The sequence below is a fragment of the Pectobacterium sp. PL64 genome (assembly GCF_022477975.1).
In the GTDB taxonomy this organism is placed as follows: domain Bacteria; phylum Pseudomonadota; class Gammaproteobacteria; order Enterobacterales; family Enterobacteriaceae; genus Pectobacterium; species Pectobacterium jejuense.
The window spans coordinates 777,705-803,487 of record NZ_CP092070.1 but is presented as its reverse complement, the minus strand read 5'-3'; the positions used below and the strand labels follow the sequence as shown (position 1 = coordinate 803,487).

The window sequence follows — 25,783 nt, the reverse complement described above, 5'->3', positions numbered from 1 at the left end:
CTGAATGGAGACACCATGTCCGACGCCATTATCACTGCTAGCGATACCTCGCTGGAGGAATTACTCAATCATAACGACAAGCCCATTCTGCTTGACCTGTGGGCCCCCTGGTGCCAGCCGTGTAAAACACTGGCACCGCTGCTGGATACCATCGCGGATAACACGCCAGATAATCTGACCGTTGCCAAGCTGGATGTGGAGCAATATCCGGCATTGATGCAACGTTTTGGCGTTCGCGGCATTCCAACGCTGCTGCTGTTTAAAAACGGGCAGGAAATCTCCCGGCAAATCGGCGTAAAAACGCTGGCGCAGCTACGCGGCTGGTTGGAATCACACCAGATTACGATACAGAACACCGTCCAGCCGCTGGCAGATACCCGCGTGACGTGGGGGGCGTTCTATGGCGATGCGTCGCTACGCGATTTTCTCCACCAGCGGCTAAGTCAGCATGCGACAAACGGCGATATTGAACACGCCTTTTCCCCTTACTGGCAGGACAATAAGGGCTCGGTCTCTGCGGTACTGGCGCACAGTGCTGACATTCACATCTTCGAACGCATCAGTGGACTGCCAGCCGCACTCGGCCTACTGCTGGAAAAACTGCCGAGCACCACGCCAGCGCAGGTTGACGCCCTCTTTGCCGCCATCGCTCCCGGAAAAGCCGTAGACGGCGTCGCGCTACAATGGCTACAGCAGTGGTTAGATGACGCGGGCAATCCGTGGTCAGACTGGCTGGCAGATAGCACGGTAGACAGCCTGCGCCAACAGTGGATTAGCGCGATTTCGCGGTTGTTGGCAGGTGAAACCGTAGCGGAAAGCGTATGGACGACACTGCATCAGCAGGCGATCAGCTGGGAGGAGAAAGCCTCTGGTGAACTTGGTCTGGAAAAAAACATTGCGTCAATCATTGCCAGCCTATCGCCGCCACCTGCTGCGTCCGACGCGAATAGCTGGCAAAGCGTGAGTACCACTCTCGGCTTCGCGCTGGCGCAGATCCTGCAAATTGACGATGGATGGAGCAGAGAAGAACGGGCAACGCCTGACGAACGCTTCCGCTGGTTTAAGAAACAGGAAGAAGCAACACCCAACAAGCAACTCACGGATGAGCAAATTACTGCGCTACGTGAACAATGGCTTCAGGAGAACCCAGATTTTTCAGCGAAAGAGGACGCTTTTTATCAGCGCTATCCGCAGTTGTTAGAGCAGCAGACAATCCGCTTGCAAGAAACGCTGTGGGAATTGCTGCGCCGCGCGCCTGCTTTCAAATTCCAGTTAGACTAACACCGTAGCCTGCGTCTCAAGGATGAGACGCATCAATCGTTTGACCAGTATTCCTCCCCACTACCGCCAGCATTTCAGAAGCGATCTCTGGCAGCATCTCAAGCGATAACGGGCAAAGCCTGCTAGAATTCGCCGCTCGAACCCGATGGTGCAAAGTCGGACTGTTGCGAAAATAAGGACATCAGAGATGACGGATGACAGAGATGATATTTATCGGCTTGCGGGCGATCTATTAAGGGGCATCCAACATGGCGATCCCGCGACGTTATTGGATTTTGGTGTGAACCCTGCGATTTACGAAGAGATTCTTGAGGAGTTGGATAGCGCGGGGGAAAACCTGGCAGATTTGACCATTCCACCTTATGACGTTGCCTTTACCCCCGACAAAACAGGCCGGGTTCCTCTGTGCAGCTACGCAACAGACGCCGAACCTCAGCGCAAAAGAGTGGAATGTCAGCTCTGGTCTGGAAAACAAAAGACCGACCTCACGTTAATTGCCGACTATTCTGACAAACAGGGGAAAAACCCGCTGATTTTCCGACTGTTAGAGACACAGTAATCCGCCCATACTCAACGTGCCAATTGAGTATCCCTATGGCCGTCTTGGCACATCGAATACGTCATTCGGTGGTGTTAAAATTACAGCGCCCTTCACGCGCTCACACCGCTGCGAATCGAGATCGACCAGCGCAGCGGCAGTTTCTTCGCGCCAGCGCTTCAGAAGTGTTTTCCTGCCGGTCAGCCCCAATGTAGTCGCTATCTGTTCGCCTTCTACCGGCTTTTCCACCAGCAAGCGTAGCGCAGGCAGCGGCAACGAGGTGTGGATGTGCAGACGACAGATCGCAGCGAAGCTGGCCTCCATCGGCCGATGCGCAAACGCAAAACCCGCCAGCTCATGCCAGTCGTCTTCGTTCAGCTCGACATTTCCTGTCTGCGGCAGCGCGAGGTTCAGCGGAATCAGGCGCTGTAACCAACGCCAGTCACGCGCTAGCTGTTGGCTTCCCTGCTCCACCAGTTTATGCCCCGCTTCACTTAGCGGTAGTATCGCCATCGCGCTGTAACAGCCGCTGCTGGCTTCAAGATGGCTGCCGATGCGAACTAATTGAAACCCACACGACTGCCAGAACGCCCACAAGTCTGGCTGATAGCCAAAGCTAACCGACAGATAATCCAGCGCCTGTCGCTGTGCCTCGCGCATCTGTTCGGCAATGAGCGCCCGACCAATCCCCTGTCGGCGACATGACGATGCCACTGCAATCCGGCTCACGCGGCGCGCACGCAGCGTCGGCGCATGCCATAAACCCGCATGTGCCGCCAGCGACTGTGCCACCAGATTACCGCGTGGGCGCCGCCGTCCTGCCCACACCTCATGAGCCATCGAGGCTGACAGTCCGCCTTCCTCCACGAGCCACAGCACACCACACATCTCGCCCGCCACCTGTGCGCTGGCAATATGCATGCCCGGCGCATCCATCAGGCGGCGCAAATCCAGCGGCGAAGTACGGTAATGCGCGCTGCACAAAAGCGCGTAGCACCATGCCAGTCGCTCAGGGTGCGTCAGCCAGTCGTCGGCACGTTCGATTCGACTTTCCAGCGCAGAAGAGGGAATCAGTCGATCGGGCTGCTGCGGTGAATACAATGCTTCGGGCTCGTTAAATAACAGCGCCCGATCCAACACCCGTTCCAGCGGATCGTTCGCGACCCAGCGCAGAGGCTCGTCCAGCTTAAACGCCCGCCACTGCGGCAGCGTCGCACAAAACTTCAGTAGAAATCCCCGTCCGGTGCCTTCATACCCTTGCACCGTAGTGGTCATCAGAATACGGGGAAAATGCGGCAACAGCGCGGAGAGCACAGAAGACGGGATCGCCGCCGCTTCATCAATTAACAACCAGTCGATATTGGGTGAGCCATGAAGGCGACAGTGTGCCAGCAGCGCATCCGGTGCCCAAAACTGCGCAACAGCATGCGCGTGCTGTTGCAGAATATCCGCCGCCGCACGGGAAGGTGCCGTGATCCAGCAGGCTCCGCGACTGCGCTGCGTCAGCATTCCCGCCAGCGCTGATTTCCCCCGTCCGCGCGGTGCGGTAATCACAAACACACCAGATTCTGCGACATTCAGCTCATGAAGAATGTGCTGCTGCTGCGCTGTCGGTTCACCGTTCGCAGGCTGCCAGTCAGTGCGTTCGCCCAATGGACGAATCACGAATGTCTGATCTTGCTGCCAGAGAACAACGTCCTCATCGGCCAACAGCTGGCGCTGAAAATGTTGAATAAAGTGCGGGGTGGCAATCGGCTGTTCTTGTTCGCTCCAGCGCAGGCTGTCTTGATCCGGCAGCGTAGGCCATTGCTGCCACGACGGCACCAGCATGATCAGCCAGCTACCGACCTGTAGCGTGCCTGACAGCATCGCCAGCGCCTCGACGTCCACGCCTTTGCGCGCATCAAACACCGCGTGAAGAAACTCCCGCCCCAGTAGCGTCCGCACTCGACTAGCTGGCAGCGCGGTGACGGAATCAGGTGCGGACTCGCCGATCCACAGCCAGTCGCCAGACGATTGGCAGCTGAGCGCCAGCGCCTGTTCTTCACACCAGCTCGCCTCACCGCTTAGCACCAGTAATCGCCGGACGCCATATCGCTGCTGCTGGCGTTGGCTGTGGAGAAAATCACGCAACATCATCACACGCGCCGGATCAATCAAGTCTTGCCAATCAGCAGGGAAAGCAATCCTGCGGCGATCAGCGGCCCAACGGGAACGCCGCGAAACAGCGCCACGCCCATGACCGTGCCCACCAGCAGCCCCGCCACCACGGAGGGCTGATTGCTCATCAGCGACACGCCGCGTCCGCCAAGCCAGGACACGGCAACGCCAATGAGAATCGCCAGCAGAGATTTCCAGTGCAGGAAGGAATGCATGACTTCACTGGCGGTAATTTTTCCACTGGCAATCGGTGCCATCACGCCAATCGTCAGAATGACGATACCGATGCTCAGGCCGTATTTTTCTACCCACGGGAAATAGCTGTTCAACGGTGTGATGCGTACCGCCAGCAGAACCAAAATCGCCAGCGTGACGGTCATGTTGTGACTGATGATACCCAGCCCCGCCAGGACGAGCAGAATTAACAATGTTGGATCGAGATAGGTCATGGATGTGAGTCTGTCGAAAGTAGTCGGATTGAGCGTTAAGCAAACCGCGATGATAGCATTAATCAGGACCAGGGGCAGGAATCGAAGTCAGGGCCAAGTGAGCAAATCATTCGGCAGAGACGAGAAGAGAAAGGCAGCTTTTCGCGAGGAAAATAGGCAAAACATTCAGGCCGGCAGCCTATCGCCGACTGGCGACCTGAACGTAAACGATTGCGCAGTTAGTCTAATTTTACGCCGATACGGTGCGCAACTTCTTCATACGCTTCAATCAGGCCACCGAGGCTCTGACGGAAACGGTCTTTATCCATTTTGTTCAGCGTTTCTTTGTCCCACAGGCGGCTACCGTCTGGTGAGAACTCATCACCCAGCACGACTTCACCTTTAAACAGACCGAACTCCAGCTTGAAATCGACCAGAATCAGCCCGGCGTCACCAAACAGTTTGCTCAGCACGTCGTTCGCTTTGTAACTCAGCTCTTTCATGCGAGCCAGATTCTCTTCATTCACCCAGCCGAACGTCTTGCAGTAAGATTCGTTCACCATCGGGTCATGCATCTCGTCGTTTTTCAGGAACAAATCGAACAACGGCGGGTTCAGCTCGATGCCTTCTTCGATACCCAGACGTTTTACCAGCGATCCCGCCGCGCGGTTGCGCACGACACACTCGACCGGCACCATGTCCAGTTTCTTCACCAGCACTTCATTGTCAGACAGCAGGCTCACCATTTGGGTTGGGATTCCAGCTTCTTCCAGTTTGCTCATGATGAAATGGTTGAACTTGTTATTCACCATTCCTTTACGGTCAAACTGCTCAATGCGTGCACCGTCTCCTGCTGATGTATCATTGCGGAACTCCAGCACCAGTAGATCGGGATCTTCGGTGGTGTAGACGGTTTTCGCCTTTCCACGATACAGCTCAGCTAGCTTTTGCATCTTTAATTACTCCACACAGTGAGGGTCAACAAGTACGACCCGATATTTAACGCTTCCCCGAACGGTTGCCGATAGCGCCCGTCAATTCGGGTAGAGATTGTTGAATGAAGAAGGGCCGGATAATCCGACCCTTGGTTTACTTATGCGTTATTTACTGAACGCCGCCTGGAATACGGCCACCAGTGCATCGTTCTGAGACTGGGTTAGCGTATGCCCTTTGGAGTCGATAAATTGCAGACTGCTGCGGTTATCTAAATCGCCGACCTGCAATTTGTAATCGCCGTTAGGCAGTTCAGGATTTTTCGCACCCAGGTCATCCCAGGTTCCGCCGCTCGGCGCACGATACGTCACGGCGACAGAGCCCTGCGGACGGCTGCGATCGTTAACCTTCATGCCGATTTTGTCCAACGCGACAGGCAGACGATCCCACACCACGGTATACGGGCCACGCACAATCAGCAGTGGCAAGCCAGTGTCATCCGCCCCACTCTGCACATCCAGCGAACCAATAGTGCGGTTTGCCAGCGCGTTTTCGCGTGCGGTTGCCTGAGAATCCAGACCATTGCTAAGCGCATTCAGCATCAGGCCGGTGTAGCGCTGAGCCTGATCGCCCGCCGTCACCGGCTGACCGTTCAGCTGTAATCCCAGCAGTTTCACGACCAGTGCGACCTGATAACCCTGCTGCTGCACGGAAATCTGATAACGCCCTTGATACGGGACGTCTTCATCTTCACGCGGCCATGAGATCCAATCAGTCGTCAGCGTTTGGCTGGCATCCTGACGGCTAGCAATGGTGAACGCTTTGTCTTGCAACACGCGGATAACCTGAGACCAGAGCTGGCTGTTTTGCGAGCTGTTTTCTAACAACAGCGTTGCCGTATCTCCTGAGATCTGGGTACGGGAACCATTCAACAAAGCCAATGGCTGCACTGGAGGACGGATATCCAGCTCCTTGCCGACCGCACCATTCAGGGTAACTGGCGGTATATCATAATCCCCGTTCTGCACCGGTAAAATCATCCCGGCAGGCGTATTCAGCGCGTGCAGCGCCGGTGCCTTCAGATAGGATTCATCGCCACTGACCTGACGCTTATAGCGCTGATCGCTGGAACAAGCCGCCAGCAACATCACGAGTGATATGCCAACAACTTTCGCCACCATCGACTTTTGTAATGAATAACTCATTAAATCTCCCTAACGATTACAGCAAACCCGCTTGCTTAAGTGCTTGCCCCATCACCGTACGACCGGAATCGGTCAGCGGTGTCATCGGCAGGCGCAGCGTATCGGTCGCCATGAGTCCCAATTCCTTACAGGCCCACTTCACCGGAATAGGATTGGGTTCAACAAATAATTTCTGATGCAGTGGCATCAGGCGCTGATTTAAACGGCGCGCTTCGACAAAATTACCCTGCGCCGCCAGCTTGCAAAGTTCCGCCATTTCACGCGCAGCAATGTTCGCCGTTACGGAAATCACACCGTTACCACCAAGTTGCATAAAGTCCAGACCGCTGGCGTCATCGCCGCTCAGCAAAATGAAGTCTTCACTAACCAGCTCTTGGATCTGGCTTACCCGACTTAAGTTCCCCGTCGCTTCTTTAATTGCGACAATATTTTTCACTTCGGACAAACGGGCAACGGTTTCCGGCAGCATGTCACAGCCGGTGCGGGAAGGTACGTTATACAGGATTTGCGGCAGATCGGTATGCTCGGCAATCGCTTTGAAGTGCTGGTACAGGCCTTCCTGCGTTGGTTTATTGTAGTACGGTGTGACCGTCAGGCAGCCAACAACGCCAGTGCCATGAAAGCGTTTAGTCAGTGAAACACCTTCAGCGGTAGCATTCGCACCGGTTCCAGCGATGACAGGAATACGTCCGTCGCTCAGTTCCAGCGTCAGCAGCACGACATCGCCATGCTCGTCGTGGCTCAGCGTGGCGGATTCCCCCGTCGTGCCGACAGAGACAATCGCCGATGTACCGCTAGCGACATGATAATCAATCAGTTTTTTCAAGCTCGCCCGATCGACAGCGCCTTTGGCGTCCATCGGCGTAACTAGCGCAACAATACTTCCCGTAAACATTGGCCATCCCCTCCACAAACAAGTGCTTCATGGTACTTTTGACTTCTATGCAAAAGCAAGCGGACAAGGGCGTTGTAGGTGCCTGACGCAGGTTTTTTTATGACGCAGTAAACGAAATTAAAAATGCTTCTGATGTTTTGGTACAAAAGCAGCCCATTTACTGCGGCTTATCCGTCACTCGCGGGACGTTTCAGGTTGTTTTTTACTCAGCCGATCAAATCCAAATATCATTTTCAGCCGTCCGCTCGCCGCCTTCATGACCCGTATTCAGCACGCCTTTGGGTTCAATAAGCAGCATTTTTACTTCGTGTTCTGCATAAGGCTTATGTTCAACGCCGCTTGGGACAACGTACATTTCCCCAGCATTGATGTGCACATCGCCATCACGAAAATCGATTCTCAGTTGGCCTTCCAGCACGATGAACGTTTCGTCCGTTTCAGGATGGCAATGCCAGATGAAATCGCCCTGAATTTTAACGATTTTAAACTGATAGTCATTCATCTCAGCGATCACTTTCGGCTGCCAGCGATCGTCGAATAACGCTAACTTTTGGGCAAAATTAATGGATTTATACATATCGTCTCTCCTTATGATGACGCCCTCAGGCTAGCGAAGCAGAGTACCGATTGTATTGAACGATTGTGCAAACAGGCTAAAGCGCAGTGAACATGCGCTGCCAGTGACCGGGAGAAAGACCAAATGCCTTCACGAAATGGCGCGTCATATGGCTTTGATCGGCGAAACCGGCTTGAGCAGCAATATCGACAAGGCTGCCACCGGCCAGCATGAGCCGCCGGCAGTGTTCGAGACGGCGCATGGTGACGTAGCGGTACGGCGTCGTACCGAAGAGTGCGCGGAAATCGCGTGTCAGGCTCCAGCGGTCCCGACCGCTCACCTGTGCCAGCTCATCAAGCGTAATGGTTTTATCAAAGGCATCATGAATATATTCACGCGCCCGCTCGGCAGCATGATAGTCGAATAAACGCCGCGGATGCCGCTGCCCACCCACAGCCGATAGCGCCTGCGCCAGATCGTAAAGCACATCGTCTTCTTCCAGCTCATCAAACGCTTCTTCCATCGCTCTGAGCAGCGGTTCTGTTGCCGTAAACAGACGTGGATCGTTGGAGATACCGCCGTTAATGAAGGGCAAAGGTTTACCACCGAGTATTTTTTGAATCAGCGCAGGCTCAACGTAAATCATGCGGTACTGAAAGCCGTCGACAGAACCCGCTTCGCCATCATGAATCTCATCAGGATGAAGCACCAGCGTTCCCCCCGGCACGCTATTGCACAGGCTGCCGCGATAGTGAAAACGCTGCACGCCGGATAACGTCCGTCCAATCGCATAGGTATCGTGCCGGTGAGGATCGTAGCCATGACCACGGAAAAAAGCCTCAATTCGTTCGAACGAGGCGGGATGCTGAGCCTGTTTTACCCAGTCGTTATTTATTTGATGGCGTCGCATGATGAAAGGCGCTTATCTCCAATGACCAATGCTTACCTTAGCGCGGATTGTCCACAATCACGAAATATTGTCTGATATACCGCAAGCGGCGTTAAAAATTGCTCCAGGCAATTTTTTATGTTTACCATGTGATTAATGGGAAAAAAGACAGGAAGCATGATGTTGCCAAGCTCACAAGAACACTATCTGGTTATTACCGCGCTGGGAGTCGATCGCCCCGGTATTGTCAATGCGATTACCCGCCACGTCAGTAGCTGTGGCTGCAACATCGAAGATAGCCGTCTTGCTATGCTAGGCAAAGAGTTCACCTTCATCATGCTGCTGTCCGGTAGCTGGAACGCAATAACGCTGATTGAATCCACCCTGCCGCTCAAAGGCGCAGAGATGGATTTGCTGATCGTGATGAAGCGGACGGAGTCACAGGCCAGCCAGCCAACGCCTTCTACCGTCTGGGTGAAGGTTGACGTGGCCGACTCCCCTCACATCATCGAGCGCTTTACCGATTTGTTCGATTCTCACCAGCTAAACATTGCTGAGCTGGTTTCAAAAACCCAGCCTGCCGAGGGTGACAAGCCGCCGCAGCTGTATATTCAGATTGCCGCACACAGTTCTGCCACGCTGGATAGCTCAATTATTGAGCCAGCCTTTCATCAGCTATGTACAGAATTGCACGCACAAGGCAGTATTAGCGTCGTTAACTATGCCCAATAGCATAACGCTGCCATTATTATTGCAAGTAGCATGGGTATATCCACAGCATGAAGAGAAACAAGACGGAGAGTCGTGATGAACACACTGAAAGCCGGTGATATTGCACCGAAATTTAGCTTGCCCGACCAAGATGGCGAACAAGTAAATTTAACCGACTTCCAGGGACAGAAAGTGTTGGTGTATTTCTACCCTAAAGCGATGACGCCAGGATGCACCGTTCAGGCCTGCGGCCTGCGCGATAATATGGACGATTTGAAAAAACATGGCGTTGAAGTTCTCGGTATTAGCACGGACAAATCAGAAAAGTTGTCCCGCTTTGTCGAGAAAGAAGTCTTAAATTTCACGCTGCTTTCTGATGAGGATCATCAGGTTTCAGAAGGATTTGGCGTTTGGGGAGAAAAAACCTTCATGGGGAAAACCTATGACGGTATTCATCGTATCAGCTTCCTGATCGATGAAAACGGTAAGGTGGAGAAGGTGTTTGACGACTTCAAAACCAGCAACCACCACGACATCGTTCTCGATTATCTGAAAAGCGCCTGATTCACGGTTTTCAGATGTTCCACCGGCACCGTCATACGTGCCGGTTTTTCCCTGCCATTCTCCGTCTTCACCACGTTTTTCCCGCTCGGGCATTTCTTTGTCTGCCATCGCTGGCTAAGATAGTCAGCAGAATGTTTTCACGTTAGCTGTTGATAAGGTTATCTTCCGTTATGTCTATTCGGTTAAGAAAAACGGTCATGTCCGTCCTGTTTGGGGCGTTACTGGCTGGCAACCTGCTTCCTGCTCAGGCCGACACGCAGGATCGGCTGCCAGATATCGGCACCACCGCAGGCGGTACGCTCAGTATCAATCAGGAGCTGGCCATGGGCGATTTTTACGTCCGCCAGCTGCGGGCTGGTGCGCCGCTTATCAACGATCCGCTGCTGTCCAATTACATTAACCAGCTCGGCAACAGATTGGTCAAACAGGCTGATTCGGTGCGTACGCCGTTCCATTTTTACCTGATCCGTAATGACGACATCAACGCCTTCGCCTTCTTCGGCGGCAACGTAGTGCTGCATTCCGCGCTGTTCCGCTATGCCGATAGCGAGAGCGAGCTGGCCTCGGTGCTGGCGCATGAAATCTCTCACGTTACCCAGCGCCATCTGGCACGTAGCATGGAATCACAACAGCGTAGCGCCCCACTCACCTGGGTCGGCGCGCTCGGCTCGATTCTGCTGGCGATGGCCAACCCACAGATGGGGATGGCGGCGCTCAGCGGTACATTGGCGGGTGCGCAGCAGGGCATGATTACGTTCACGCAGTCGAATGAACAAGAAGCAGACCGTATCGGTATTCAGGTGTTGCAGCGCGCGGGCTTTGATCCGCAGGCCATGCCGAATTTCCTGCAAAAGCTGGCGGATCAATCTCGCTATGCCTCCAGACCGCCGGAAATGTTACTGACTCACCCCTTGCCGGAAAGCCGCCTGTCCGATGCCCGCAACCGCGCCAACCAGATGCGCTCCACGCCGGTACAATCTTCTCAGGATTTCCTGTTCGCCAAAATACGCACCTTTGGTATGTATGGTTCACCGGAGCGTCCGCTGAACAACGATCTGCTGGAGCAATGGGAAAAAGGCAACGTGCGGGAGCAGCTGGCCGCGAAATATGGCCGCGCGATACAGTTTTATCAGGCGAAGAAGTACGATGAGGCGCGTAATGTGCTGCAACCGCTGCTAAGCAGCGCGCCTGAAAATCCGTGGTTTCTGGATATGATGACAGATATCGATATAGGACAAAGCCGCGCGACACAGGCTATCGCCCGTTTACAAAACGTGCCTGGAATGCAGGCGAATCCAGTACTTCAGCTTAATCTGGCGAATGCTTATGTGGAAGGGAAACAACCTGCTGCCGCCAGCAAAATACTGTATCGCTACACCTACGCGCACCCTGACGATTCGAACGGCTGGGATCTGCTGGCACAAGCCGCAGCAGCACAAGGACAGCGGGCAGAAGAACTGGCTGCACGAGCGGAGAGTCTGGCACTCAGTGGTCAGCTCGATCAATCTATTCGGTTACTGAGCAATGCGAGTTCACTGGTTAAATTGGGGAGTCTGGAACAGGCGCGTTACGACGCCCGAATTGACCAGCTCCGCCAGTTGCAGCAGCGCTTCCGCCAGTACCAGAAATCCTGATAAGGAGCATGACGATGACACAGTCTTCACCCCAACCCGCCGTGACGATTTACCACAACCCACGCTGCTCCAAGAGCCGCGAAACGCTGGCGCTGCTACAGGAACACAATATTACGCCCGACGTCGTGCTCTATCTCGACACGCCGCCCGATGCTGCGACGCTGGCTCAGCTTATTAAGCAGTTGGGCTTGACTAGCGCGCGCGAATTGATGAGAACCAAAGAAGAGATTTATCAGCAGTTGGGGCTGTCCGACACTGCACTAACAGAAGCGCAGCTGATTCAGGCGATGATAGATAATCCGAAGCTCATCGAGCGCCCTATCGTCGTGGCACAAGGTCAGGCTCGTATTGGCCGTCCGCCGGAACAGGTGCTAGAAATACTGTCGTTGTAAAAAATAGCGGTAAACGATAGCCGTAAGCGATCCTCAACGACGATCTTTTAACAGCGATCGTCAACTACAGACCGAGGATCTCTTTCACAAAAGGAATGGTCAGCTTGCGCTGTGCAGTGATGGAAGCATGGTCTAGCTGATCGAGCGTCATAAATAACGTACGCATTTCCCGATCCAGACGCTTAAGCAGAAAACGGCTGACGTCTTCCGGCAATTCGAACCCGCGCAGTCTGGCACGCAGCTGTAGCGCTTCCCCTTTCTCGTCATCCGACAGCGGCTGCAGCTTGTAGATTTGTCCCCAATCAAGGCGAGAAGCCAGATCGGGCAGACGTAAATTCAGCTGACGCGGCGGACGATCGCCAGTAATCAACAGCCGGGCACGCCCTGTTTCCTGAATGCGGTTATACAGATTAAACACCGCCATTTCCCACTCTTCATCGCCCGCGATAGATTCGATGTTATCGATACACACCAGCGCCAGTTGCTCCATCCCTTCCAGCACATCTGGTACAAAGTAGGCACGTTTATCCAGCGGCACATAGCCCACCGCACGTTCCTGACGCGACAATTCGGCGCAGGCAGCATGCAGCAGATGGCTGCGCCCGCCTCCTTCGCGTGACCAGAAATAGATGTAGCTGCCATGCTCCTGATACAAAGCATTATTGACGGCGGCAAGAAGAGACGCGTTTTCACCCGGATAGAAACTGGCAAATGTTTCGTCATCGGGTAAGTAGAGTGGCAATGAAAGCTGTGCCGGCGTGTTCAGAATCACCTCAAGTAAAACGGGCAGGAAATCGGATCGAGTTTATCACAGAAACCAGCCCCTGTTGAGGACGCGATATGCACAGCCTCAATAGGGGGAAATGACGCGGTTATGAACGCGCGTCGTTCTCTTCCGGCGCATCGAGGATCTCTTCCTCTTTGCGGAACAGGCTGATGACCTTAAACACCAGACTCATGCCGATACCAACAACCGTCGCCAGCGCCATGCCCTTCAGTTCGGTCGAGCCCAGATGTACTTTCGCGCCGCTGACGCCGATGATCAGAATCACGGAGGTCAGGATCAGGTTTTGCGCTTTGTTGTAATCCACTTTGGATTCAATCAGCACGCGAATACCAGATGCACCAATTACGCCGTACAGCAGCAGCGACACGCCCCCCATAACAGGAACCGGCACAGCCTGAATTGCCGCAGCCAGTTTGCCCACGCAAGAGAGCAGAATCGCGAGGATTGCCGCACCGCCGATCACCCAGGTGCTGTACACTTTGGTGATCGCCAACACGCCGATGTTTTCACCGTAGGTTGTGTTCGGCGTAGAGCCAAAGAAGCCGGACAGCACGGTAGAAATGCCGTTGGCGAACATGGAGCGGTGCAGCCCCGGTTCACGCATCAGGTCTTTCTTCACGATATTCGCCGTCACTACCAGGTGACCCACGTGTTCCGCAATCACCACCAGCGCCGCAGGCAGAATCGCCAGAATGGCAAACCATTCAAAACGTGGCGTATAGAATGTCGGCATCGCGAACCAGTGCGCTTCACGAATCGGAGTCAAATCCACCACGCCCAGCGCGAACGACAGCGCATAGCCAGCCAGTACCCCGATCAGAATCGGGATGATCGCCAGAAAGCCGCGAAACAGAACCGAACCCAGAATGGTGATCGCCAGCGTCGCCAGTGAAATCGTCACAGCGGTAGAATCGACAGAAGTGCCATCGGCAGGCAGCAGCCCGGCCATTCCCGCCGCGACACCCGCCAGTTCAAGACCGATAACGGCGACAATCGCCCCCATCGCCGCAGGCGGAAACAGCACATTCAGCCAGCCGGTGCCCGCTTTCTTAACAATCAGCGCCACCAGACAGAACAACACGCCGCACATGATGAAACCACCCAGTGCAACTTCATACCCCAGCGGCAACAGCAGTAAAACCGGGGAAATAAACGCGAAGCTCGATCCCAGATATGCGGGAATTTTGCCCTTACAAATGAATAAATAAAGCAGCGTACCCACACCGTTGAATAACAGTACGGTAGCCGGATTGATCTTGAACAGAATGGGTACCAGAACGGTAGCGCCAAACATCGCGAACAGATGCTGGAAACTCAACGGGATGGTTTGTAACAAGGGTGGTCGTTCACTTACCCCGATGGCGCGACGAGTCATCTTCAATATCCTCTGTAGTGTTGTTATCTAGTGTTGCTATTTATGTGTGCAGGTAGACCCGCACTTATTATCACAGCCAGACGTATCCCGCCCCACCGTAGTGAAGCAGAATCATGTTGACTGCTGATGTATAAAAGAACCGCGTGTGACGTAACACAGGCTGTGGCGCACTATAGGCAATACCGATACCCTAAATAATTCGAGTTGCGTGAAGGCGGCAACCGCACGAATCTCCAGGAGCTTACACAAGTAAGTGACTGGAGTGAGTAAGGGCGGCCAACGCACAAGCAGCTTGAAGTATGACGGGTATGCTTGCGCCAAAAAAAAGCCGACTAATAAGTCGGCTTACCTGTTATTTCGTACCAAATATTTTATCGCCCGCATCACCCAGGCCCGGCATGATGTAACCCTGCTCGTTGAGGCCTTTATCGATGGATGCCGTGTACAGCTCGACATCTGGGTGGGCTTTTTCCAGTGCAGCAATCCCTTCTGGAGCCGCAACCAACACCAGCACCTTAATGCTGTGACAACCCGCTTTTTTCAGCAGGTCGATCGTCGCGATCATTGAACCACCGGTTGCCAGCATAGGGTCAACAACCAGCGCCATGCGCTCTTCGATATTGGAAACCAGCTTCTGGAAATAAGGAACAGGCTCCAGCGTCTCTTCATCACGGTAGATGCCGACAACGCTGATACGCGCGCTAGGGACATTTTCCAGCACGCCTTCCATCATTCCCAATCCTGCACGCAGAATCGGTACGACGGTAATCTTTTTGCCTTTGATCTGATCGACTTCAACCGGACCGCACCAGCCATCAATGGTGACTTTTTCGGTTGCCAGGTCAGCCGTCGCTTCGTAAGTCAGCAAACTTCCGACTTCGGACGCCAGCTCACGAAAACGCTTCGTGCTAATATCGTTCTCACGCATCAAACCCAGTTTGTGTTTGACGAGTGGGTGTTTCACCTCGACGATCTTCATCATTATCTCCCCATCGGCTAGTGGACGGACAAAAACGCCAAACGCGTTTTTAAACACCGCTTGCGGCGGCCCGCAGGGCGGCGGGCACAAGAGCCCGTCGTAAAAAAAATCGCGGGATTATACCGCCTTTTTTACTTAGCGCCATATGATTAAGCCTGATCCAGATCAACCGAGGGGAGAAATTGTCGCCATTAACGAAAAATAGCCAGCCGATGACTCATCACTCGCAAACGATTGCCTACACTGTTAGAATTAGCGCGCATTATTTTTACCACAGTATGTTTTCTAAATACCGTGTTTTCTGAATACGACCCGTAACCTTCGTGGGGACTCAGCAGTGACCGACAAAACCTCTCTCAGTTATAAAGACGCAGGCGTGGATATCGATGCGGGTAATGCATTGGTAGACCGTATCAAAGGTGTAGTGAAACAGACCCGTCGCCCGGAAGTTATGGGTGGATTGGGTGGTTTCGGTGCCTTGTGCGCCTTACCGCAAAAATACCGCGAACCGATTCTGGTTTCCGGCACTGACGGAGTCGGCACCAAACTGCGCCTGGCGATGGACCTGAAACGCCACGATACGATTGGTATCGATCTGGTTGCAATGTGTGTGAACGACCTGGTCGTTCAGGGCGCTGAGCCGCTGTTCTTCCTCGACTATTACGCCACGGGCAAGCTGGATGTCGACACCGCTGCCAGCGTGATTACCGGTATCGCGGAAGGCTGTAAGCAATCAGGCTGTGCGCTGGTCGGTGGCGAAACCGCCGAAATGCCGGGGATGTATCACGGCGAAGACTACGACGTTGCTGGCTTCTGTGTCGGCGTTGTAGAAAAATCAGAAATTATTGACGGCAGCAAAGTGCAGAACGGCGATGTTCTGGTTGCCCTCGCTTCCAGCGGCCCGCACTCAAACGGCTATTCGCTGGTGCGCAAAGTACTCGAAGTCAGCAAGACCGATCCAGAGCAGTTCGAACTGGAAGGCAAATCGCTGGCCGATCACCTGCTGGCCCCAACCAAAATCTACGTGAAATCAATACTGTCCCTGATTGAGAAAGTCGATGTCCACGCCATTTCTCACCTGACTGGCGGCGGCTTCTGGGAAAATATCCCGCGCGTACTGCCAGAAGGCATGCAGGCGACGATCGACGAATCCAGCTGGCAATGGCCTGCCGTTTTCAACTGGCTGCAAAAGGCCGGTAATGTCAGCCGTCACGAAATGTATCGTACTTTCAACTGCGGTGTTGGTATGATCATCGCACTGCCAGCCGAACAGGCAGACGAGGCCGTTGCATTACTCAACAGCAGCGGCGAAAACGCATGGAAAATCGGCGTCATTACTCAAACCGATGCCGGAGACGCAGTGGTTATTAACTGATGAAAAACATCGTTGTGCTGATTTCAGGTCATGGCAGCAACTTACAGGCGTTGATTGACGCCTGTAAGAACGGACGCCTCAAAGGAAAGATCGCCGCCGTATTCAGTAATAATGCGGAGGCTTACGGGCTAGAACGCGCACAGGATGCGGATATTCCTACGTGCGTCCTGAACCCTGAAGACTTTGCCGACCGTGCTGCATTTGATGCCGCACTGGCAAACGAAATTGAGCAATATGAACCCGCGCTGGTGATCTTAGCCGGCTACATGCGGATTCTTAGCCCAGAGTTTGTTGCCCAGTTTGCTGGCAAAATGCTGAACATTCACCCTTCCCTGCTGCCCAAATATCCCGGCCTGCATACGCACCGCAAGGCGCTGGAAAATGGCGATCAGGGAACATGGAACATCCGTTCATTTCGTCACCGATGAACTGGACGGCGGCCCGCTGATTCTGCAAGCGAAAGTGCCTGTATTCAGTGACGACACGGAAGAAAGCCTGAGCGAGCGCGTGAAGACGCACGAGCACACGATTTATCCGATGGTAATCAACTGGTTCCTGAACGGCAGACTGGTGATGCGGGATAATGAAGCCTGGCTGGACAGCGTGCGTATTCCACCACAGGGCTACGCTGCCGAGTGATGTTGTCAGCGCATCGCTTCATCATAAAGTAAGGCTCCCCTGCGGAGCCTTACTTTTTATTACGTCTTCTTATCACGTCTTTCTTTCCACACCTCATCGATCATCACTCTTTTCCCTTCCCTCTCTGCGCTTTAAATATTTACTAATCTTTACGTAGTAATCACTAAGACTCAGATAAAAAAGAACATTTCTATCAACCGACATTACACGCACTCTTCATCGGTTGAAAACGAAAATGACAATGATTATCTTTCCCCATCTTAAATTTTGTGAACTCCATCATGCGCACCGTCTTACTACTTTGCCTGCTTGTTCTCAGCCCGCTCTTGCAGGCAAAAACCGTCACCGACATTTTAGGCCGACAGGTGGCGATCCCAGGCAATCCTCAGCGCATCATTCTGGGCGAGAGCCGCATGCTGTATACGCTGGCGTTGCTCCAACCTGATAACCCAGCAAAGCATGTCGTCGGCTGGCCGGGAGATATGGCGCGCTACGATGCGCAGAGCTGGTCACGCTATACCGAAAAATTCCCACAACTGAGCCAGATCCCCCAGTTAGGTAACGGCAGCCTGCAAGCGATGAATGCAGAAATGCTGCTGCCGTTAAAACCCGATCTGGTCATTCTTCCACGGCTGGCAAAAAATGCGGCTAATGAAGACCTCCTGCAACAGACGCTGACTCGTGCGGGTATCCCGTTTATTTACGTCGATCTGCGTATCGATCTGCTTAACAACACATTGCCCAGTATTCATCTGCTCGGTGAGGTTCTGAATCAGCCCCAGCGCGCTACCGCCTTCAGCAACTTCTATCAGCAGCATATGGACGTGATTCGCCAGCGTATCGCGCAATACCATGGCAAAAAACCGACGGTCATGCTGCATCTGCATCTGGGTAGGCGGGACACCTGCTGCACCACGGCGGTCGGCGGCAGCCTGGGCGATCTGCTGACTTTTGCTGGCGGCGAGAATATTGCCAGCGGCACCATCAATAGCGTTTACGGAGAACTAAGCCCGGAGCGCGTGCTGGCCGCCAATCCCGACGTCTATATCGCCACAGGCATGGCAGGACCGGAGGGAAAACGCTTCTCCAGCCTGATGCTCGGACCTCAGGTTAATGCAGAACAGGCGAAAGAGAGCTTCGACACGCTTATCCGTCAGGAACCTATTTTGTCTCACCTGCGTGCCGTGCAAACAGGCCATGCCTGGAGTATGTGGCACAACTTCTATCTCAGCCCGTACCACGTCGTAATGGTCGAGATGTTTGCCAAGGCGCTCTACCCAGAGCGATTTGCCGATATCGATCCGCAACAAACACTACAACAGCTTCATCAGCAGTTTTTACCTATTGAGTTTTCAGGGATTTATTGGAGTCAGATTTCGCATGAATAAGTTTTTTATAAAAAAGGCCACGTTCCGTCACGGCTGGCCGCTGCTGGCGCTGTTGCCGTTTAGTATTCAGGCTGCCATTGTTGATAACAAAACTGTTGATGGCAAAGCAGACACCATGGTGGTAAATGCCACCTCTGGCGATCAGGCAGGAAAAGAGACTGGCTATCAGCCGCATAAAACCGTGACGGGCACCCGCACCGAAAGCCGTCTGCTGGATGTCCCACAGGCCGTTAACGTCGTCCCGACTCAGGTGCTCGAGGATCGTGCAGTGCGCAACATTGATGAAGCGCTGTATAACGTCAGCGGCATCACCCAGTCCAATACGTTGGGCGGCACGCAGGATGCCATCATCAAACGTGGCTTCGGCGATAACCGCGACGGTTCGATCTTTCGTGATGGCGTGCGCTCTATTCAGGCGCGCAACTTTACGCCCAGCAGTGACCGCGTCGAAGTGCTGAAAGGTCCGGCGTCCATGCTCTACGGCATGGGCGAACCCGGCGGCGTCATCAATATCATCAGTAAAAAACCGGAACTGGTACAGAAAACGCACATTGAAGGCTGGGGAAGCAGCTTCAAAGGTGGCGGCGGGCAGTTGGATGTCACCGGCCCGTTAGGTACGTCCGGTCTGGCTTACCGTATGGTGGTCGATCACGATGAAACCGACTACTGGCGCAACTTCGGGCGTAACCGCCAGACGACGGTTGCCCCGTCTTTGATGTGGTATGGCGAAGACACCACCGTGCGCGTAGCCTACGAACATATGGAATACCTAACACCTTTCGATCGCGGCACCCTTATCGATCCGAAGACGGGCAAACCGGTTAATACGCCGCGCGACCGCCGCTTTGATGAAAGCTACAATGCGACACGCGGCGATCAGGACAGCGTCACTATGCAGGTTGACCGTAACCTGAATGACCGCTGGAAAAGCAGCCTGACCTACTCGTACAACCGCAACCGCTACAGCGACAATCAGGCACGCGCCACGAAGTACAATGCCAACACGGGAGTCCTGACGCGCCAGCCAGACGCTACGGGTTACGCACATAGTCAGGCACAAATCGTCCAGCTCACGCTGAACGGCGATGTGGACTGGGGGCGTATCAATCACCAGTTACTGTTTGGGTTTGATTATGAAGCAGATAGAACATTCCGTGGCGATATGATTCGCGGCACAGCGACTTCAGGGTTCAACATCTATAACCCGGTATACGGCCAGTTGCCTGCCTCTACCACCGTCAACGCAAAAGACAGCGACCAGCGCGAGAATATCGACAGCAAAGCGCTCTTTATGCAGGATGCTATCCGCCTTAACGACCGCTGGCAGTTGTTGGGCGGTCTGCGTTATGACACGTTCGATGTCATGGCAGGTAAAGGACGACCTTTCCTCACCAACACGGACAGCTCATACCACCGCGTCGTACCACGTGCAGGCATCATTTACAGCCTGACGTCGTACTCATCGCTCTATGCCAGCTACAGCGGGTCATTTAAACCCAACAGCAATATCGCCAATAACATCGGTGCCCTGCCGCCTGAAATCGGCAAATCTTACGAAATTGGTGCCAAGCTGGATCTGCCCAATCGTATTACCGGTAACGTAGCCTTGTTCGACATTGAAAAACAAAACGTGATGGTCAAGGTCGATGACAATCTTTACCGCACAGCAGGGAAAGTACGCTCACAGGGAGTTGAACTCGATCTAGCGGGCAGCCTCACCGATTCATTGAGCCTGATCGGTTCTTATGCCTACACCGACGCCCGTGTCACCGCTGATCCAGAAAACACCGGTAAACGCATGCCTAACGCTGCGCGCCATACCGCATCGCTGTTCCTGACGCAGGACTTCGGCAACATTGGTTTGGCGGCTGGTGACGACCTTCGTGCTGGCGCAGGCGCGCGCTACGTCAGCCGTCGCGCGGGTGACGCAGCAAACACCTTCTATCTGGATGATTACACTGTCGCCGATGCCTTTGTTGCCTATAGTCTGCCGCTCAACGGTTACAAGGTGAAATGGCAGCTCAACGTGAAGAACCTGTTCGACCAGACCTATTATCCATCCAGCGGTAACAATCTGCGCGTCGCCGTCGGTGAACCGCGTCAGGTGGTGCTGCGCGCCAGCGTCGATTTCTGATGCACTTTCGCCCCGCGTCTCACCGATGCGGGGCACCTTACCGTGTTTGATTCCACATTGAGAGTTCAGCACCCGCCTCCCCGCCGCTATACTAGCGTTGGCATACTCATGCCAGCGTGACCTCAGTAACAACGGTTCACGTCCCTTTATATCAATTAAGGATTCACTATGTCCGGTACGAGCAATTCCGTTCGGCTACGACCGCTGGAGCGAGACGATCTCACTTTTGTCCATCAGTTGGATAACAATGCCAGTGTGATGCGTTATTGGTTTGAAGAGCCTTATGAGGCCTTTGTCGAACTCAGCGATCTGTACGACAAGCATATTCATGACCAGAGCGAGCGGCGCTTCATTATTGAACACGAGCAGACCAAAGTAGGTCTGGTTGAACTGGTAGAGATTAACCACATCCACCGTCGCGCGGAATTTCAGATCATTATCGATCCCGCGTATCAAGGCAAAGGTTACGCCAGCGCGGCGGCCAAGCTGGCGATGGATTACGGCTTCTCGGTGTTGAACCTCTATAAGCTATATTTGATTGTGGATAAGGAAAACCAGAAGGCGATCCACATCTACAGCAAGCTGGGGTTTGAGGTCGAAGGCGAACTGATCCACGAGTTTTTCATCAACGGTGAATATCGCAACACGATCCGCATGTGCATTTTCCAACATCAATATCTGGCGAAGCACAAAACCGTGACGGGAACTGGCGGCGAAGCGCCGGGAAGTTCAATCAGCCAGTAAGATAAAAAGGCCAGCTCGCTGGCCTAAAGCGATTTACTTCTTCTTTTCGCACGTCTCTTAAGCCCGTTTTATGTAGGCTTGGAGACGGTTTCGTGCGCAACAATACCGCTATTCTTATGCTACCTCGTAGCACGCGCCCGACGCAGGGCGCTCAGTCGCCGCCGCCCTGCGAACCCTGGCTTTCCGGCTAAATTATGCCGCTTTGCGGTGCCATCGGTGTTCATGACCGTTAATCGAGCCGCCAGTGACGCGCTCCAGACGCGGCACTGGTTTTCGCGACGTCCTGTCGCTCACTCGACGTTCATGCCCACCGCTGCATAATTTTTTACGCCGGATGATGGGCAAAATCATCACGCTATTGTGTTTATTGCCTGAAGGTAACTCAGTAAATACATTTTTATCCCGAAAACTGCCGGAACAACGCTTTACCGCGTAAGAGTCGTAGCCCCAGCCAGCCGCCGCAGAGCGACAGCAGGAACGCCGCGATATTAACGGGAGCGTTATCCACATCGCGATATTCGGTTCCCAGGCAAAGTTAAAGACCTTACGCTGCAACAGCCACAGCGCCGACTCTGCGCCAATCGCCGCCGCCGTTCCCGCAACCAAACCCAGCACCGCAAACTCACACCACAGCGTGGTGCGCAGCAGGCGTAGCCCGGCTCCCAGCGTGCGGTATACCATCAATTCCTGACGTCGCTGGCGCATCCCGACCTGAATCTGTGCCAGTAACAACAGCACGCCACAGAACAGTACCAGAATGACCATAATCTCCAGCGCACGGCTTACCTGCTGTAAGACCTGCCCCACCTGACGCAGAATACTGCCAATATCCAGTACGCTCACCGTCGGGAACTGGCGATTCATCTGCGTAATCATCTTCTCATCACCATCGTAGCGGAAGCTGGTCAGCCAGGACTGCGGCTGGTTATCCAACGCCCCCACAGGGAAAATGAAGAAGAAATTCGGACGCAGGCTTTCCCAATCCACCTGACGGAAACTGGTCACCGTGGCGCTAAATGGCTGCGTGTCGCCGGTGAAGGTCAGCGTATCGCCAATCTTGATCCCCATCTCTTTGGCTTCTTTCGCTTCCATCGAGACTTCACCCGCCTTCGGCGCTTCACCTTCCACCAGCACATTGTGTTGCGGGATACCGTTCATCCAGGTCAGGTTCAGTTCACGGTTTACCGTGTTGCCGCCCGGATCGTCTTCGTGGATCACTTCCGTAGCGACCTGCTGATTAATCTCCGTCAGGCGCGCACGAATAATTGGGAAGAACTGCTCCGGCATCACGTCATGCTGAGAGAGGAAATCCCTTATCTGTGGCACCTGTTCCTTCGTGATATTCAGCAGGAAATAGTTCGGGCTACCCGGCGGTAATTGCTGTTGCCAGCGTTCCAGCAAATCACCGCGCATCACCAACAGCAGCGCCAATAGCATGAAGGACAGCGAAAACGCGGCCAGTTGACTGAGCGTCGACCACGGCTGGCGCTTAGCAGGCGATTAATCGCCAGACGCAATGCCAGCCGTTTAACCGTCAAACGCCGTAACAGCAGCAGACCGCCCCAGCCAATGACACCCAGCAGTAGCGACAGCACCGCCACGCCGCCGAGCAGCGACCACAGCAGCACGCCGCCACCGGACAACACAGCCAACAGCCCGACGACAATAATCAGGACGATCGGCAGGTAATAGCGCAGCGGCCATACGTTCGCCACCACATCCTGACGCAGCACGCGCAGCGGCTGTGTCGCCAGAAGCAGTCGATAAGGGCGTAGCCCAACCAGCAGTGAGATCAGCACCAGCGATCCCAGCGCCCATACCCACGGCCACAGCCCGGAGGCAGGCAGTGTCGCAGGCAGCACCGGTGCCAGCATTTTCATCAACAGCGCCTCAAAACCCAGGCCGAGCACGCTACCGCAAACTGCCGCCAGACCAAGCACAGAAAGCCACTGCCCGATGATTAATCGCCTCAGCGCCTGTTTGCCTGCCCCCAGCGTTTTTAGAATAGCGACCAAATCATAGCGGCTGCGGCAGTAGTGCCCCATCGCCACCGCGACCGCGGCGATAGACAGCAACAGCGTCAGCAGCGCCGACAGCAACAGGAACTGCTGTGACCGTTTCAACGACTGGCTCAGCGCACCTTCGGAATCCTCCATGCCATACCAGCGCTGATCGGGCTTGAGCTGTGGCTTGATGAAGTTACCAAATTCACTAATCTGCTTCTCATCACCGGAAAACATGTAGCGCCAGGTAATGCGGCCTCCCGGCTGAATCGCCCCCGTTTTCTCGACATCATCCAGATTCATCAGAATACGCGGCGCGGTCTCAAACGGATTGAAGCCGGAATCCGGTTCCTGAATCAGTTCGCCGCTGATGCGCAGCGAGGTATCGCCGACATCCAGCATGTCACCAACTTTCAGCCCAAGTAACGCCAGCAGGCGCGGCGCCACCAGCACCGTTCCCGCTTCCGCATGCAGCCCTTCAGGACGCGTCTGCAAATTGCCATACAGCGGATAACGTTGGTCTGTCGCTTTAACCTGTGCCAACTGCGGTGTATCGCCCGCAAACGTCATGGTCATGAAAGAAATCTGGCGGCTAAGCGTCAGCCCGCGCTGCTCCGCTTCCTGAAGCCAGGTATCCGCGACAGGCCGCGACGCACGCAGCACGCGATCGCCCGCCAGAAAATCACGGCTCTGCTGGCTGAGCCCTTTTTCCATGCGGTCGCTGATCGTGCCCAGCGCCAGCACGCAGGCGACGGCCAGCGTTAGCGCTAGCCAGACAATCAATAAGGAAGGAGAGCGCCATTCGCGCCAGAACCACCGCCAGATCATGCGTCCTCCCGCAGCTTGCCGTCGACTAACCGCAGACGTCGCTCGCAGCGTGCCGCCAGTTGTTCATCGTGCGTCACCAGAATCAGCGTCGTGGCATAATCGCGATTGAGGGAAAACAGCAGATCAACGATGCGTTCACCGGTTTTACGATCCAGATTCCCGGTAGGTTCATCGGCAAACAAGACGTTAGGACGACCGCTAAATGCGCGTGCCAGCGCCACACGCTGCTGTTCACCGCCGGAAAGCTGAGCGGGAAGATGATGTAAGCGCTCACCTAGCCCGAGCTGCTGTAAAAGCTGTTCAGCCTGTCCACGACTGTGGCTGTCACTTTCACCGCGCAGCAACGCGGGTAATTGCACGTTCTCCAACGCATTCAGCGTCGGCACCAGCATGAAGGACTGGAAGACAAAACCAACATGCTGAGCACGCAGCGCCGCACGACCTTCTTCGTCCAATGCGTTGAGTGATTTGCCCATCAGGCTAACGTCGCCTTCGGTGCCATCATCCAGCCCGGCCAGAATCCCCAACAAGGTTGATTTCCCCGAACCAGATTCCCCAATCAGGGCAATTGTCTGCGCAGGTTTGACAATGAGCTCAACTCCGGTAAGGATGGAAAGCCGATTTTCTCCCTGACCAACGTGCTTACTAAGATGATGAACTTCAAGAATGTTTTCTACGTGCGCAGTTTCGCTTGGCGTAGCACTCGCTGGGCTGGTCTTCGCAAACATGTTTTCGTCCTTTTGCTTCTGGGATTATGCAGCGTACGCGCTTTCGCCGCTGACACATTATTAATTCTGGGCGATAGCCTCAGTGCGGGCTACCAGATGCCGGCCGCTAACGCGTGGCCAACGCTGCTGAACACGCAGTGGCAGACGCAGAAAAAAGGCATCGCGGTGGTTAACGCCAGTATTAGCGGTGACACCACCGCACAAGGGCTGGCGCGTATTCCTGCCCTGCTGAAACAGCATCAGCCACGTTGGGTGTTGATTGAACTGGGCGGCAATGATGGGCTTCGGGGTTTTCCGGCAGCCAATATCGAGCAGGATCTGACGAAAATCATCACGCTGGTCAAACAGGCTAACGCTCAGCCGCTGCTCATGCAGATCCGTTTGCCGACCAACTATGGCCGCCGCTACACCGAGTCATTCAGCAATATCTACCCCAAATTGGCGGAGCAGTTTGCGCTTCCGCTGCTGCCTTTCTTTATGGAGCAGGTGTATCTTAAACCGGAGTGGATGATGGAAGATGGCATCCATCCAACCCGGGATGCCCAACCGTTTATCGCAGAATGGATGGCGAAGCAGCTGGAACCCTTAGTTAACCATGAGTCTTAATAAATAGGCTT

At 54.3% G+C, this 25,783-nt stretch carries 22 protein-coding genes and 2 pseudogenes; 12 read left to right on the top strand and 12 right to left on the bottom strand.

Annotation, left to right across the window (positions count from 1 at the left end; all coding sequences use genetic code 11):
• The first annotated feature begins 15 nt into the window (after positions 1–15).
• Together trxA and HP572_RS03450 are read left to right on the top strand one after the other, a co-directional pair.
• The gene (gene trxA / locus HP572_RS03455) at positions 16–1,281 is read left to right on the top strand and encodes a thioredoxin (protein WP_240584784.1); all 1,266 of its coding nucleotides are present in this window, start codon (positions 16–18) and stop codon (positions 1,279–1,281) included.
• Positions 1,282–1,468: 187 nt separating this feature from the next.
• On the top strand, positions 1,469–1,840 hold the full coding sequence (locus HP572_RS03450; RefSeq protein ID WP_240584783.1) for a hypothetical protein: 372 nt from the start codon (positions 1,469–1,471) through the stop codon (positions 1,838–1,840).
• A 33-nt stretch (positions 1,841–1,873) separates the two neighbouring features.
• Here HP572_RS03450 and HP572_RS03445 read toward each other — a convergent pair whose 3' ends face one another.
• The 7 genes from HP572_RS03445 to HP572_RS03415 form a co-directional block, all read right to left on the bottom strand.
• Positions 1,874–3,958: a tRNA(Met) cytidine acetyltransferase TmcA gene (locus HP572_RS03445; protein WP_240584782.1), complete on the bottom strand. Its 2,085-nt coding sequence runs from the start codon at positions 3,956–3,958 to the stop codon at positions 1,874–1,876.
• Between the two features lie 17 nt (positions 3,959–3,975).
• Positions 3,976–4,428, bottom strand: a complete 453-nt coding sequence (locus HP572_RS03440) for a DUF441 domain-containing protein (RefSeq protein WP_010286516.1) — start codon at positions 4,426–4,428, stop codon at positions 3,976–3,978.
• 218 nt (positions 4,429–4,646) lie between these two features.
• Positions 4,647–5,360: a phosphoribosylaminoimidazolesuccinocarboxamide synthase gene (gene purC / locus HP572_RS03435; protein WP_010286515.1), complete on the bottom strand. Its 714-nt coding sequence runs from the start codon at positions 5,358–5,360 to the stop codon at positions 4,647–4,649.
• A 147-nt stretch (positions 5,361–5,507) separates the two neighbouring features.
• On the bottom strand, positions 5,508–6,545 hold the full coding sequence (gene bamC / locus HP572_RS03430) for an outer membrane protein assembly factor BamC (protein WP_240584781.1): 1,038 nt from the start codon (positions 6,543–6,545) through the stop codon (positions 5,508–5,510).
• 16 nt (positions 6,546–6,561) lie between these two features.
• Positions 6,562–7,440: a 4-hydroxy-tetrahydrodipicolinate synthase gene (dapA, locus tag HP572_RS03425; protein WP_010286511.1), complete on the bottom strand. Its 879-nt coding sequence runs from the start codon at positions 7,438–7,440 to the stop codon at positions 6,562–6,564.
• 214 nt (positions 7,441–7,654) lie between these two features.
• Positions 7,655–8,017: a cupin domain-containing protein gene (locus HP572_RS03420; protein ID WP_240584780.1), complete on the bottom strand. Its 363-nt coding sequence runs from the start codon at positions 8,015–8,017 to the stop codon at positions 7,655–7,657.
• 76 nt (positions 8,018–8,093) lie between these two features.
• Positions 8,094–8,906 (bottom strand): AraC family transcriptional regulator, encoded by an 813-nt coding sequence (locus tag HP572_RS03415; RefSeq protein WP_205594585.1) that lies wholly within the window; start codon positions 8,904–8,906, stop codon positions 8,094–8,096.
• A gap of 159 nt (positions 8,907–9,065) precedes the next feature.
• Here HP572_RS03415 and HP572_RS03410 point away from each other — a divergent pair, with 159 nt between their 5' ends.
• From HP572_RS03410 to arsC, 4 genes are all read left to right on the top strand, one after another.
• Positions 9,066–9,617 (top strand): glycine cleavage system transcriptional repressor, encoded by a 552-nt coding sequence (locus HP572_RS03410; protein ID WP_010286503.1) that lies wholly within the window; start codon positions 9,066–9,068, stop codon positions 9,615–9,617.
• Positions 9,618–9,692: 75 nt separating this feature from the next.
• On the top strand, positions 9,693–10,160 hold the full coding sequence (gene bcp, locus HP572_RS03405; protein ID WP_039356343.1) for a thioredoxin-dependent thiol peroxidase: 468 nt from the start codon (positions 9,693–9,695) through the stop codon (positions 10,158–10,160).
• A 197-nt stretch (positions 10,161–10,357) separates the two neighbouring features.
• Entirely contained in the window at positions 10,358–11,794 is a 1,437-nt protein-coding gene (locus HP572_RS03400; RefSeq protein WP_371745317.1) for a M48 family metalloprotease, read from the top strand.
• Positions 11,795–11,808: 14 nt separating this feature from the next.
• Positions 11,809–12,186: an arsenate reductase (glutaredoxin) gene (gene arsC, locus HP572_RS03395; RefSeq protein ID WP_240584778.1), complete on the top strand. Its 378-nt coding sequence runs from the start codon at positions 11,809–11,811 to the stop codon at positions 12,184–12,186.
• Between the two features lie 64 nt (positions 12,187–12,250).
• Here arsC and hda read toward each other — a convergent pair whose 3' ends face one another.
• From hda to upp, 3 genes are all read right to left on the bottom strand, one after another.
• Positions 12,251–12,958 carry a DnaA inactivator Hda gene (gene hda, locus HP572_RS03390; RefSeq protein WP_005976214.1) on the bottom strand — a complete coding sequence of 236 codons (708 nt, stop codon included), beginning with the start codon at positions 12,956–12,958 and terminating at the stop codon, positions 12,251–12,253.
• Between the two features lie 100 nt (positions 12,959–13,058).
• A complete protein-coding gene (gene uraA, locus HP572_RS03385; RefSeq protein ID WP_010286494.1) occupies positions 13,059–14,348 on the bottom strand; it encodes a uracil permease in 1,290 nt (429 codons plus the stop codon).
• 352 nt (positions 14,349–14,700) lie between these two features.
• Positions 14,701–15,327 (bottom strand): uracil phosphoribosyltransferase, encoded by a 627-nt coding sequence (gene upp / locus HP572_RS03380; RefSeq protein ID WP_010286492.1) that lies wholly within the window; start codon positions 15,325–15,327, stop codon positions 14,701–14,703.
• Between the two features lie 337 nt (positions 15,328–15,664).
• Here upp and purM point away from each other — a divergent pair, with 337 nt between their 5' ends.
• The 5 genes and pseudogenes from purM (at position 15,665) to speG (ending at position 21,607) form a co-directional block, all read left to right on the top strand.
• Positions 15,665–16,702 carry a phosphoribosylformylglycinamidine cyclo-ligase gene (purM, locus tag HP572_RS03375; RefSeq protein ID WP_240584777.1) on the top strand — a complete coding sequence of 346 codons (1,038 nt, stop codon included), beginning with the start codon at positions 15,665–15,667 and terminating at the stop codon, positions 16,700–16,702.
• A pseudogene (gene purN, locus HP572_RS03370) lies at positions 16,702–17,341 on the top strand (phosphoribosylglycinamide formyltransferase). Before purM ends, purN begins: the two are co-directional and overlap by 1 nt.
• A 281-nt stretch (positions 17,342–17,622) precedes the next feature.
• Positions 17,623–18,729: an ABC transporter substrate-binding protein gene (locus tag HP572_RS03365; protein WP_240584776.1), complete on the top strand. Its 1,107-nt coding sequence runs from the start codon at positions 17,623–17,625 to the stop codon at positions 18,727–18,729.
• Positions 18,722–20,863, top strand: coding sequence for a TonB-dependent siderophore receptor (locus HP572_RS03360; protein ID WP_240584775.1), 2,142 nt, complete (start codon positions 18,722–18,724; stop codon positions 20,861–20,863). Before HP572_RS03365 ends, HP572_RS03360 begins: the two co-directional genes overlap by 8 nt.
• A 168-nt stretch (positions 20,864–21,031) precedes the next feature.
• Complete coding sequence (gene speG, locus HP572_RS03355) at positions 21,032–21,607, top strand: spermidine N1-acetyltransferase (protein WP_039288008.1); 576 nt, start codon at positions 21,032–21,034, stop codon at positions 21,605–21,607.
• A gap of 397 nt (positions 21,608–22,004) precedes the next feature.
• Here the strand turns inward: speG and ybbP are convergent.
• Positions 22,005–24,438 (bottom strand): annotated as a pseudogene (ybbP, locus tag HP572_RS03350) (putative ABC transporter permease subunit YbbP).
• A complete protein-coding gene (gene ybbA / locus HP572_RS03345; protein WP_010284146.1) occupies positions 24,435–25,166 on the bottom strand; it encodes a putative ABC transporter ATP-binding protein YbbA in 732 nt (243 codons plus the stop codon). The pseudogene ybbP and the gene ybbA overlap by 4 nt, the downstream one beginning before the upstream one ends.
• Between ybbA and tesA the strand changes: the two genes are divergently transcribed.
• Positions 25,089–25,772: a multifunctional acyl-CoA thioesterase I/protease I/lysophospholipase L1 gene (tesA, locus tag HP572_RS03340; RefSeq protein ID WP_095701874.1), complete on the top strand. Its 684-nt coding sequence runs from the start codon at positions 25,089–25,091 to the stop codon at positions 25,770–25,772. The genes ybbA and tesA overlap by 78 nt on opposite strands.
• Positions 25,773–25,783: the final 11 nt, after the last annotated feature.

Excerpts from the sequence above, each read along its gene's own strand:
- HP572_RS03420 (WP_240584780.1), bottom strand. The coding sequence starts at position 8,017 with ATGTATAAATCCATTAATTTTGCCCAAAAGTTAGCGTTATTCGACGAT.
- arsC (WP_240584778.1), top strand. The coding sequence starts at position 11,809 with ATGACACAGTCTTCACCCCAACCCGCCGTGACGATTTACCACAACCCA.
- HP572_RS03360 (WP_240584775.1), top strand. The coding sequence starts at position 18,722 with ATGAATAAGTTTTTTATAAAAAAGGCCACGTTCCGTCACGGCTGGCCG.
- purC (WP_010286515.1), bottom strand. The coding sequence starts at position 5,360 with ATGCAAAAGCTAGCTGAGCTGTATCGTGGAAAGGCGAAAACCGTCTAC.
- HP572_RS03415 (WP_205594585.1), bottom strand. The coding sequence starts at position 8,906 with ATGCGACGCCATCAAATAAATAACGACTGGGTAAAACAGGCTCAGCAT.
- tesA (WP_095701874.1), top strand. The coding sequence starts at position 25,089 with ATGATGAACTTCAAGAATGTTTTCTACGTGCGCAGTTTCGCTTGGCGT.
- upp (WP_010286492.1), bottom strand. The coding sequence starts at position 15,327 with ATGAAGATCGTCGAGGTGAAACACCCACTCGTCAAACACAAACTGGGT.
- uraA (WP_010286494.1), bottom strand. The coding sequence starts at position 14,348 with ATGACTCGTCGCGCCATCGGGGTAAGTGAACGACCACCCTTGTTACAA.
- ybbA (WP_010284146.1), bottom strand. The coding sequence starts at position 25,166 with ATGTTTGCGAAGACCAGCCCAGCGAGTGCTACGCCAAGCGAAACTGCG.
- dapA (WP_010286511.1), bottom strand. The coding sequence starts at position 7,440 with ATGTTTACGGGAAGTATTGTTGCGCTAGTTACGCCGATGGACGCCAAA.
- HP572_RS03450 (WP_240584783.1), top strand. The coding sequence starts at position 1,469 with ATGACGGATGACAGAGATGATATTTATCGGCTTGCGGGCGATCTATTA.
- speG (WP_039288008.1), top strand. The coding sequence starts at position 21,032 with ATGTCCGGTACGAGCAATTCCGTTCGGCTACGACCGCTGGAGCGAGAC.
- HP572_RS03445 (WP_240584782.1), bottom strand. The coding sequence starts at position 3,958 with ATGATGTTGCGTGATTTTCTCCACAGCCAACGCCAGCAGCAGCGATAT.
- bcp (WP_039356343.1), top strand. The coding sequence starts at position 9,693 with ATGAACACACTGAAAGCCGGTGATATTGCACCGAAATTTAGCTTGCCC.
- trxA (WP_240584784.1), top strand. The coding sequence starts at position 16 with ATGTCCGACGCCATTATCACTGCTAGCGATACCTCGCTGGAGGAATTA.
- HP572_RS03400 (WP_371745317.1), top strand. The coding sequence starts at position 10,358 with ATGTCCGTCCTGTTTGGGGCGTTACTGGCTGGCAACCTGCTTCCTGCT.
- HP572_RS03440 (WP_010286516.1), bottom strand. The coding sequence starts at position 4,428 with ATGACCTATCTCGATCCAACATTGTTAATTCTGCTCGTCCTGGCGGGG.
- HP572_RS03365 (WP_240584776.1), top strand. The coding sequence starts at position 17,623 with ATGCGCACCGTCTTACTACTTTGCCTGCTTGTTCTCAGCCCGCTCTTG.
- bamC (WP_240584781.1), bottom strand. The coding sequence starts at position 6,545 with ATGAGTTATTCATTACAAAAGTCGATGGTGGCGAAAGTTGTTGGCATA.
- HP572_RS03410 (WP_010286503.1), top strand. The coding sequence starts at position 9,066 with ATGTTGCCAAGCTCACAAGAACACTATCTGGTTATTACCGCGCTGGGA.